Consider the following 8,827-nt stretch of genomic DNA (forward strand, 5'->3'; position numbering starts at 1 on the left):
CGCCATCCGGGCTTAACCTTCGATACTTTTCTTTAAATAAAAGTATATTCAGGTTTGGAGACAAAACCAACAACAGTTGGTTTATCGCGAAAAATAAACAACATAAATACTGCTTATCTTTAAACACGGTGCAAATGTAAAAAATAAAATATCATATTCTAAAAAAAATACTCTAAAATATCCTTTCAGAGTTGGATTAAATTTCTAAATTTGCACCTCGGTAAAACGAGCAACAACTAACTAACTACACCCGAGGCACTTCCAAAGAAGAGTGTCGCTGGTCAAAACAACAAATTACAATGTCGCATTTAGAACCAGAAGCAAAGATATTTGCGTGTTCGCAAAGCGTCTATCTTGCCGAACAAATAGCCAAAAACTATGGTGTTCCGCTTGGTAAAGTTACGTTCTCAAAATTTAGTGATGGTGAATTTCAACCTTCTTTTGAAGAATCAATAAGAGGATTGCGTGTTTTTATTGTTTGCTCTACATTTCCAAGTGCCGACAATTTAATGGAACTTTTGTTAATGATTGATGCTGCGAAAAGAGCATCAGCAAGACACATTACTCCCGTAATCCCGTATTTTGGTTACGCAAGACAAGACAGAAAAGACAAACCAAGGGTTCCGATTGGCGCAAAACTGATTGCAAAATTGTTAGAAACTGCCGGAGCTACTCGAATCATGACAATGGATTTACATGCCGATCAGATTCAAGGTTTCTTTGAAAAGCCAGTGGATCATTTGTTTGCATCGACTATCTTTTTGCCTTATGTGAAGAGTTTGCAATTAGACAATTTAACAATTGCTTCTCCTGATATGGGAGGTTCAAAAAGAGCCTATGCCTATTCTAAGTTTTTAGAATCGGATGTGGTGATTTGTTACAAACAAAGAAAAGCGGCTAATGTGATTGACACAATGGAGCTGATTGGTGAAGTGAAAGGACGAAATGTAATCCTAGTTGACGATATGATTGACACCGGAGGAACATTGGCCAAAGCAGCAGATTTGATGATGGAGAAAGGAGCTTTAAGTGTGAGAGCCATTTGTACTCATGCTATTCTCTCGGGGGAAGCTTATGAAAAAATAGAAAATTCTAAATTATTGGAATTGATAGTGACCGATTCAATTCCGTTAAAGAAGAAATCAAATAAAATAAAAGTGGTGAGTTGTGCGCCTCTTTTTGCAGAAGTAATGCATATGGTGCAACACAACAATTCCATCAGCGGGAAATTCCTGATGTGACCGAACGAAGTTAAACAGTCCGGTGGACTGTTTTAGTGAAGGGGCAAGATGGCGCGTTGGCAGTTAAATGAATAAAGACTTCAATGAAAATTTAAATTTGAAGCTTTGAATGACATTGCGTTAGGGATAGAGGCAAGCACCGCGTGCAGCCGATAGCCCGGCACGAGGAACGAGGGCAACGCCCTGACAAAAAAGAATTTTTTTATTAATTAATATATTTTACAATGAAATCGATTACGATTAAAGGATCACAAAGAGAAAGCGTGGGCAAGGTAGCAACCAAAGCGGTACGTAATGCTGGAATGGTTCCTTGCGTTATTTACGGAGGAAGTCAACCAATTCATTTTGCAGCAGAAGAAAAAGCATTCAAAAGCTTGGTTTACACTCCAAACGCGCACACAGTTGTGATAGATTTGGATGGTAAAACAACCAATGCAGTTTTGCAAGACATTCAGTTTCACCCAGTTTCAGACAGAATCAATCACATTGACTTCTTTCAATTGGATGAAAACAAAGAAATTATTATGGAAGTACCTGTAAAAGTAACTGGAACTTCTCCAGGGGTACTTTTAGGAGGTGTTTTAAACTTGAATCAACGTAGATTAAAAGTGAAGGCTTTACCAAAAAATCTACCTGATTATGTTGAAGCAAACATTTCTGAATTGCAAATGGGAAATAAATTGTATGTAACTAAATTGCCTACACCTAATTTCAAATTAATGCACCCAGACAATACAGTTGTTGCTCAAGTTAAGATTTCTCGTGCGGCTATGAAAGCGGCTCAAGAAGCTGCAAAAGCAGAAAAAGGAGCAAAAAAGAAAAAATAATTCATTTATTTTTCCGATATCAAAAAGCATCAGTTTTACTGGTGCTTTTTTTATATTTGAAAATAAAAGGAGCATTGCCAGTGGCAATGAGATTTACAAACTTTAGTTTACTTTTGCTAAATGAATTGGATTAAAAATCTATTTACAAAAAATACAATCTCTGAAAAAGCAGAAGAAATGAGTAAAAAATTCCTAATTGTCGGTCTTGGTAATATTGGCGCCGAATATGTAAATACAAGGCATAATATCGGTTTTAAAATAGTAGATTATGTAGCTTCTAAACAAGGTGTGTCTTTTGAAACGGCAAAATTAGGGGCTGTTGCTGAATTCACAATAAAAGGAAGAAAGCTTATTCTGTTAAAGCCCAATACGTATATGAATCTGAGTGGAAAGGCAGTTCACTATTGGATGCAAAAAGAAAACATTGCCAAAGAAAATATTTTAGTCATTACTGACGATTTGAATTTGGCATTTGGCACTATTCGAATTAAATCGAAAGGTAGTGATGGCGGACATAATGGTTTGAAAAACATCCAACTTATTTTAAATACTTCAGAATATCCTCGTTTTCGTTTTGGAATTAGTGACGAGTTCAAAAAAGGACAACAAGTAGATTATGTACTTGGCGAATGGAATGAAACTGAAAAAGAAAAACTTCCGGAACGATTTGAAGTGGCTAAACAAATAGTAGAATCTTTTGCTTTGGCTGGCTTAAATGAAACTATGAACAGTTTTAACGGAAAATAAAAAAACCTTTCAATAGAAAGGTTTTTTTATTAGTATGAGAATAGATTATTGTATTATTAACTTCTTAGTTACAATTCCTTTATCGCTTTTTATATTAATAAAATAAACACCACTAGTTGGGTTTTCTAAATTAATAAGCTGAGTCAAATTTGAAGATTGCTCATAGTTATTTTCAAAAATTGTTTTTCCTGTTACGTCATAAACTTCAACTGAAAAACTATTAGCCAATTCTTTGAACTCTATAGTAAAACTTCCTTTATTCGGATTTGGATAAATACTAAACTGATTTTCTAAAAATGTCTCATTTGCTAAAGCTGTTGTAGTAAGTTGACTTGCAATAGAATTATACCAAGCCAACATTCTTGTTGTTTGCCCTGCAGTAAACATATACATACAAGCATCTTGAACATAATCCATATAATTCATTGTTAATTGAAGCTCTCCACAAGTACTTAAAGCTTGACCAGATACAGCTGGATCTGGTGGGCTATCAGCCGCATTACAATCATAACGAGGTTGATTAGTAGACGGAGTATCACAAACTCTATCGCCTGTAGTTAAACAATTAGCTCCGTCACAAGCTTGAAAAGTATGTCGTAGATTAAAAAAATGTCCTAATTCGTGAGTTAAAGTTCTTCCTTTGTTATATGGTGCTCCAGGAACATATCCTGTACAAGTTGCTGGGGCGGGACTTAAAGCTGCTCCGAAGGCATTATCGTCTATTACTACGGTCATACCGCCGGAAGGGGAACCGCCCAAAGGGGAATACCCTAAAATTCCTCCGGTAATATTTCTCACTACTAAATTACAATAACCTGCCCAAGTTACATCAGTATCAGCGTTATTCAAAAAGTTAGTGCCAAATGTCACGGCTACATCTCCGTTAACTAGTCCGCTTGCCACAGGATGATTCTGTGTAGCTATTACAAACTGTACATTCATACTTCCTGTTGTTGTTGCCGGATAATTAGCACTTACATTTGACCACAGAGAGATATCAGTATTAGTCCCGTTATAATCGGCATTTAATATATCGATTTGTTTTTGAGCTAATCGTCTTAAACAAGTTTTAATAGCTGCCGTTAATGCGCCTCCTGACGGATAATGGACAGCTACTGGGATTCGAATTACCGCATTTGTATTTCTTAAAGAATTAGATTCTAATCTTTGCAATTCAACCTCAAACTTACTTTGTTGTTCAATATAAGCCGCTCTTTTTGCTGGATCATTCATAATGGTTTGCATGAATTCTTGTGTTCCACAAGTTCTTTGTTGCGCTAAACCTACTTGAAAAACAAGTAATACTAAAAGTAATTTTAATTTCATTTTTGGTGTTATTTTTTTAAACATTTTCAAAATTAATTAAATATTTTATAAATCAAACTAATTATTAGATTTTAGCTGTTTCTCATAATTACTTTCTTTTACATAAGTAGTCCATATAACTAAAAAAAGGAGGCGAAATAACTAACACCTCCTTTTCAAACTATTTTATAATTAGTGAATTATTCCACCACAATTTTTTTGGTTTGTTTTATTTCTCCATCAGTTACCGTCAATAAATAAACTCCGGCTTGAGCATTATTTAATTGAATGTTTTGATTAAATGTAGCGCTATTTTCAAAATTATTTTCTAAAATAACCCTTCCTCTCATATCGTGCACCAACACTTTTACTCCGTTTCCATTTGAGGCGTTGCTTGTAAATTGAATATTAAAGTTACCATTATTCGGATTTGGATAAACCGCAAAATCTGCGAAACCAACTGAAGGAGTTGATAATGTATAAACATCAGTACAAACTTGAACAAACCAAGAGTTCAATGTTCCGGTATCTACATTATAAAAATCTTCAACTGATAACGTCCATGTTCCGTTTGCCTGTCCGCCATTAAAAGCAGACAAAGGAGATGAAGGAGAAAATGTTCCGGTCATATTAGCCACACATGTAAAAGCAGGAGATCCGTCATTTAGAGTAACATTGAAATTGTTATTTCCGGCACATGCTCTGTTCCAAACAGGGACTTGAGTCACATCTCCAGGGTTAGTAATCTTAATTAATAAATCATTCGGCCAAGTATGAGTGACATTCAACCCTATATTTACATCCGAAATGATACCAGTTATAGGTACATTTATAGTATTTGAAGCTGCTCCTCCTGATACTTCTGCTCCTGCTCCATCAGGGATTGGTAGCGAAGTAGAATTCGTATAAGTATTACAAGAGGTATTAATAGTATAACCAAGTGCAATATTTTTGGACACCGCATAAAATATATTTCCTACTGCTTCTATCATAATTCTGCAGGTAGCTGAAGGTGTAGAAGGAAGTGTTACCGTTTCTGAACCGTCATTTGTAGTACCGGCTGCTAAAACAATAGGGAAAGTTGCCCCGCCATCTGTCGATAATAATATATTTACATTAGCTGTGTTGATGCCATTTCCGGTTGTACCTGCAACATCCCATGTTATTGTTTGAGTAGAACCTGCATTCCAAGAAACATTTGTTGTATTTGGACTTGTAATTGCAAATGCTGCTCCGGTATTTACAACAGTAACTGTTGTTGCAGCACTATTAGTTTGACCTCCGCCAAGGACATTATCTCTAACGGTAAAGGCAAAAGCTAAAGTTCTTCCTACTGACGAACATGTTTCCCATGTTGGGGTTAAATTCCCAGCCAAAACATCAGAAAACTGTGGCATATATCTCACTGGTGAAGTACTAGGTGGGCGTGATCTAAAGTTTGGCCCGTCAGTTTTTGTAGGTGAAGGAATACTAGCTGCATTGCTGATTGTAGTTGCATCATCATTTTGCTCCCAGCAGTATGTTAATACTTCTCCGGCTGTTCCTGTTCCTGTTCCAGTAAGTTTGAAAGCAGTACTTATAGGAATACTGTAAGCAGCACCTTGAACGGCAACTCCAGGTTTTGGATTAGTAACTGCTAAACTAGTGCTGACTGGACAAGTTTTACCACCCATATTAGTTTGTATTTGAGCAATACTTTTGTAGTGAAAGTAATCATCTGAATGAGGTTGCATATCTGTCCCGTTTCCTCCTATCCCTGCATAGGCCATAATTGTAGATCCTGAGCCAGGTTCAACGTTTGTAGTGCCATTTTCTGTTCCGGAGATTCCACCATAAGCAAAGGTGTGATTAGCGCCCATTTGGTGGCCCATTTCGTGTGCAACATAATCAATATCAAAATTATCGCCTTCAGGAATACCGTCAGCCGGGGAGGTTATTCCGCTCCCTTTTGTAGCGTCAACGCAAACACAGCCAATGCAACCAGCATTACCACCACCGCCAGTTGCCCCAAATAAATGTCCGATATCATAGTTTGCAGCTCCAATAACTGTATTTAGGGTACTTTGTAATTCTGAATTCCAGGCTGCAGGAGCACCTGTTCCTGTTTCGGTTGAATAAGGATCAGTAGCTGCATTGGTATAAATAACTAAATTGTTGTTAGCAATAATTAATAACTTAATAGCCAAGTCTTTTTCAAAAACAGCATTGCATCGAGTCATAGTACGATTCATTGCGGCTAAAGCTAAAACAATTGTTCCGCCATGGTAAGTAGTATATTCAGCAGTACAAGACAATGCTAATCTCATAGTTTTATATGATTGAGCGCTAGATTGCATACTGTTTACTATTTTGTTAGATAAATTTTGAGTTATTGAAAAATCTTCAGTACTACAAGTAAAAGGCAATTTCCCCTTAATTCTTGTGGCTGAATCAAAAACTATATAAACTGAACTATCTTTAGTATATGGTTCAATAAACTCAGTTCCAGTATTAGCTCTAAACACCATAGTTCTGATTCCTTTTGGGTCAAAACTGAAATTTAAAACTGCTGAAGGATCTGTTATTCCTTTTCCAACATAGGCTCTAATATCCGGAAATTGAGCCTGTAATGCAGGGGCAAAATTTGAAGATTCCCAAACTTGGAATTTTTCTAATTCTCCCTTAATATTTGGTAGTTGAATTACGATTCCGGCATTCCCTGAGGATTTTTGCGGAACATTGGCCAATGATTGTTTGAACTGAACAGCATTGAATTCTAATAATTTTTGGTTAACAGAATAAGGCGTTTGTCTTATTTTATCTGATGTAATCGCTTTGTTGTTTTCAAAAAGTTTCCATGAACTATTTCTTTGTGAAAAAGAAAAATTGATTGTTAGGGTGAATACAATTAAAAGTAAAAGTTTTTTCATAATTTGTTTGTTAATTAAATACCGTGCAAAGATAATTATGTTTAAATAATCTGCAAATTTTAAGCATAATTAATGAATAATTCATATAGAATTTTAACATTTTATAGAGTTTTTAGTTAATTCATTTTGTATAACTTAGTTTGAAACATAAAATGATTCCTTCTTTTCTTATATTTGCTGTAACTTTTATATAAAAAAATCATGAGGTTTTTTATTGCTATCTTTTTTTCTTGTTTGTTAATTATTTTATCTTCATGCAAAACCTCAAAAAAAATGAATGAAGAAAAAACCCTATTAAAATTTGACACTATCGATAAAAGCTCCAAAAAATTATATTTATTAAAAAATAAAAAATTAGAAATTGTCAACTTCAACGGTTCCTTAACATATAAAATAGAAAATAATAATTCAACAAGTGTTTTGCAGTTTGTTTATGAAAAAAACATAGATCAAGTTACCTATGACGGAGGATATAGAGAAGAAGTTGTATTTGAAATTCCGAATAATAGTACCAATCAAAATTATACCGATGAGATATTACAAAATACCAAAATGCTTTTTGGCAGATATTGTAACTGTAGAGGTAAAAATGGATTATTCAAAGTTAATCAAGGCAAATTACATGTAACTTCATCAAAAAAAGTGATTCGTTTTAAACTTCAATTCAAAATAAACGAAGTCCCTCAGATCACTGAAGAAATAGAATATTAAAAACTTCACCATAGAGCCACCTGAAGCCCTTTAACATATCCTTCCGACTTCAAAATCAATCAGCGGGATATATACTGATGACCTGGATTCAACGAATTCAAGAACAATCTAAACTGCAGTAGATCTAATATATCAATGCCTCAAGTCTCCTTAGTAGCTGGTCGATGCCTCAATTTTCACGTCAAGCACTTAATACACGAAGAGGAATCGCGATATTTCGCATTTCAAGTCCCTATAGTCTATGCTTGCACAAACTCCAAACTTGTAGAGTCTGAAGGTCAACGGTGACTTCATCAATGACGGGACAACATCGCAAATGTTTGATTGTGAATAGTTACTCAAATAATTAACTAAACTAAGGTCACTTACCATGACTCACTCTAATGGGAGCAAGGCGATTGTCAAATATGGGGAATAGCTACTCTGGTCTTTGCCTTAAGCCAATAAATTAAAGACATATCACATTTAGTTTTGCACCTAAGTTCAAGCTGTTTTTACTCATCTCCAATCGATGATTTATTGCTTTGCTATAGATTTCTAGAGATCAAGTCCACTTACAATAATTATTGATGGAGACGTTACCATTAAAGAAGCCCTAGAAATGATCGAGCTAGTTGATGAGAATCATTATTTAAGACAACAAATAAAGCTTAGATTCCCTCGAGTTAAAATGCTGAGGGATAATATGACAAATCCTCTTCATGACGTATTGCAAAAAGGAAGAATCAGCAAAGAATATTATCCAATTTTGCATTAATGCCTGAAAATCACTGATCAATAATTAGAAAGAAATAAATTGCTTCGATTATGGAACGGATAATTTAATCTAGATGGAGTTGATGTTGGTGAAGATTAAGATTCTTATTATGAAGATGATGATGACGATTATTTCCATGTTGCCACCGAGGCCAACAATCGTTTTTTAATCTCCCATCCAATAAACAACGAAGAAGAAATAGAAGATGATGATTATGTTAATAATGATGAGGATTATCATCATAATGATGATGATTACTGACTGAGCACCCTAATTTAAATTAAATATTTCACGTCATTAAGGTCTTAAAGGGGTTTTGGGGTTTTGGGG

6 protein-coding genes are annotated in these 8,827 nt (G+C 35.0%); 4 read left to right on the forward strand and 2 right to left on the reverse strand.

Annotated features, from left to right (window positions below):
- Positions 1-299 precede the first annotated feature (299 nt).
- The 3 genes from ACOYLP_RS09185 to pth all read left to right on the forward strand — a co-directional run bounded on the left by ACOYLP_RS09185 (position 300) and on the right by pth (position 2,815).
- Positions 300-1,241 (forward strand): ribose-phosphate pyrophosphokinase, encoded by a 942-nt coding sequence (locus ACOYLP_RS09185; protein ID WP_422855877.1) that lies wholly within the window; start codon positions 300-302, stop codon positions 1,239-1,241.
- A gap of 224 nt (positions 1,242-1,465) precedes the next feature.
- Positions 1,466-2,068: a 50S ribosomal protein L25/general stress protein Ctc gene (locus ACOYLP_RS09190; RefSeq protein WP_422855878.1), complete on the forward strand. Its 603-nt coding sequence runs from the start codon at positions 1,466-1,468 to the stop codon at positions 2,066-2,068.
- Positions 2,069-2,188: 120 nt separating this feature from the next.
- On the forward strand, positions 2,189-2,815 hold the full coding sequence (gene pth / locus ACOYLP_RS09195; protein WP_422855879.1) for an aminoacyl-tRNA hydrolase: 627 nt from the start codon (positions 2,189-2,191) through the stop codon (positions 2,813-2,815).
- A gap of 45 nt (positions 2,816-2,860) precedes the next feature.
- On the opposite strand, the gene ACOYLP_RS09200 is transcribed toward pth, so the two are convergent.
- Positions 2,861-4,141, reverse strand: coding sequence for a zinc-dependent metalloprotease (locus ACOYLP_RS09200; protein ID WP_422855880.1), 1,281 nt, complete (start codon positions 4,139-4,141; stop codon positions 2,861-2,863).
- Positions 4,142-4,320: 179 nt separating this feature from the next.
- On the reverse strand, positions 4,321-7,029 hold the full coding sequence (locus ACOYLP_RS09205; RefSeq protein ID WP_422855881.1) for a reprolysin-like metallopeptidase: 2,709 nt from the start codon (positions 7,027-7,029) through the stop codon (positions 4,321-4,323).
- A gap of 273 nt (positions 7,030-7,302) precedes the next feature.
- On the opposite strand from ACOYLP_RS09205, the gene ACOYLP_RS09210 reads away from it, so the two are divergent.
- Complete coding sequence (locus tag ACOYLP_RS09210) at positions 7,303-7,740, forward strand: hypothetical protein (protein WP_422855882.1); 438 nt, start codon at positions 7,303-7,305, stop codon at positions 7,738-7,740.
- Positions 7,741-8,827 lie beyond the last annotated feature (1,087 nt).

The sequence above is a fragment of the Flavobacterium sp. genome, assembly GCF_049318325.1.
Classification (GTDB): domain Bacteria; phylum Bacteroidota; class Bacteroidia; order Flavobacteriales; family Flavobacteriaceae; genus Flavobacterium.

Excerpts from the sequence above, each read along its gene's own strand:
- ACOYLP_RS09210 (WP_422855882.1), top strand. The coding sequence starts at position 7,303 with ATGAATGAAGAAAAAACCCTATTAAAATTTGACACTATCGATAAAAGC.
- pth (WP_422855879.1), top strand. The coding sequence starts at position 2,189 with ATGAATTGGATTAAAAATCTATTTACAAAAAATACAATCTCTGAAAAA.
- ACOYLP_RS09185 (WP_422855877.1), top strand. The coding sequence starts at position 300 with ATGTCGCATTTAGAACCAGAAGCAAAGATATTTGCGTGTTCGCAAAGC.
- ACOYLP_RS09200 (WP_422855880.1), bottom strand. The coding sequence starts at position 4,141 with ATGAAATTAAAATTACTTTTAGTATTACTTGTTTTTCAAGTAGGTTTA.
- ACOYLP_RS09190 (WP_422855878.1), top strand. The coding sequence starts at position 1,466 with ATGAAATCGATTACGATTAAAGGATCACAAAGAGAAAGCGTGGGCAAG.
- ACOYLP_RS09205 (WP_422855881.1), bottom strand. The coding sequence starts at position 7,029 with ATGAAAAAACTTTTACTTTTAATTGTATTCACCCTAACAATCAATTTT.